A 1471-nucleotide genomic window follows, 5' to 3' on the forward strand; every position below is an offset into this window, starting at 1 on the left:
TTTTGTGAGCCGCTTTGTTGACTCTCAGGTAGGAAAGCGAGCAATGGCAGTTCTTAAGTCCGGTGAGGTCTTTAGCACGGACGCTCAAGTGATTACTCTGGCGGGAATTCGCTGGCACGGGATAGACGTGCGGTGTACCAAGGACCCGGTAACAGGCAACCCGATGTTGGTCGTGAACGAAAAGGATATTACCGACCGCCAGCAGACAGAAACAGCCCTGCAAAAGAGTGAAACCCGGTTGTCAGAAGCCCAGCGGGTTGCCCACATCGGTAGCTGGGAATTTGACGTGATTGCCGGTACAATTACCTGGTCCCCCGAACTATTCGAGATTATGGGACGATCCAGGGCACTGGGCGAACCTACCTATGAAGAACACCTACGGCTTTACCATCCCGAAAGTGCCCAACAGCTACAGATGGTAGTTCAACGAACGCTCAGTCGCGGAGAGCCTTATCTATTGCGGCTCAGAGTCGTGCACCCGAATGGTTCTATCCGCCATACCGAAGCCAGAGGACAGGCCGAACTCAATGCAGAGGGACAAGTCATTCGGTTGTTTGGTACATCCCAAGACATTACGGATCTTGTCCAGGCGGAAACAGAACTCAGAGAAATGAGTATAGCCCTTGCTAATGCCGTCGAAGGCATCTCGCGGCTGGATATTTTCGGACGGTATATCACCGTTAATCAAGCCTACGGCAATATAGTGGGTTATCAACCTGAAGAAATGGTTGGTATGAATTGGCAGAAAACAGTTCATCCAGAAGATCTCGACATGATGAGGGCGGCTTATCAAAAAATGCTAGCCGAGGGTCGAGTCGAGGTTGAGGCCCGTGGTATCCGAAAAGATGGCTCGATTTTTTACAAGCAATTGGTGATGTTGGCAGCCTACGACTCCCAGGAGCGAGCGATCGGGCATCACTGCTTTATGAAGGATATCACCGCTCGCAAGCAAGCAGAAGCAGCATTACAACAAGAGTTCCAGCGTCTGGCTGTGGTGATTGCCACCCAACAGGAAATCACCATCCGCAATCCCAATCTCGATGCAGTTATGGCCGTGATTGCAGAGAGAACTCAAGATTTGACCCGCGCCGATGGCGCAGTGATTGAAATTCTGGAAGGTGATGAATTCGTGTATCGGGCAGCCAGTGGTATCGTCACCGCCTATGTTGGATTACGGCTCAAAGTAGGGAAAAGTTTATCGGGAAAATGTATTGCGACCGGCCAAATCATGCTTTGCGAGGATTCAGAAACCGATGTACGGGTGGACCGGGCTGCCTGTCAGCGTATTGGTCTCCGGTCAATGGTGGTTGTTCCGTTGTTTTATCAAAAAGATCGGGTTGGTGTCTTAAAAGTTGTTTCAGCGACACCCTCTAGCTTTACAGAGTCAGACATCCAGACCTTACAACTGATGGCTGGGTTTCTGGCAAGCAGCCTGCATCTGGCTTCAGAGTTTGATGCCAAAAACATTCTC

Annotated in this window: 1 protein-coding gene; it reads left to right on the plus strand. The window is 50.6% G+C overall.

The window, feature by feature from the left end; all coding sequences use genetic code 11:
* Positions 1-43: 43 nt before the first annotated feature.
* On the plus strand, positions 44-1471 hold a 1428-nt coding region (locus ACUVJL_RS04585), incomplete at its 3' end, for a PAS domain-containing protein (protein WP_445244771.1).

Origin of the sequence: Microcoleus sp. OTE_8_concoct_300, assembly GCF_031383065.1 — a bacterium.
GTDB lineage: Bacteria > Cyanobacteriota > Cyanobacteriia > Cyanobacteriales > Microcoleaceae > Microcoleus.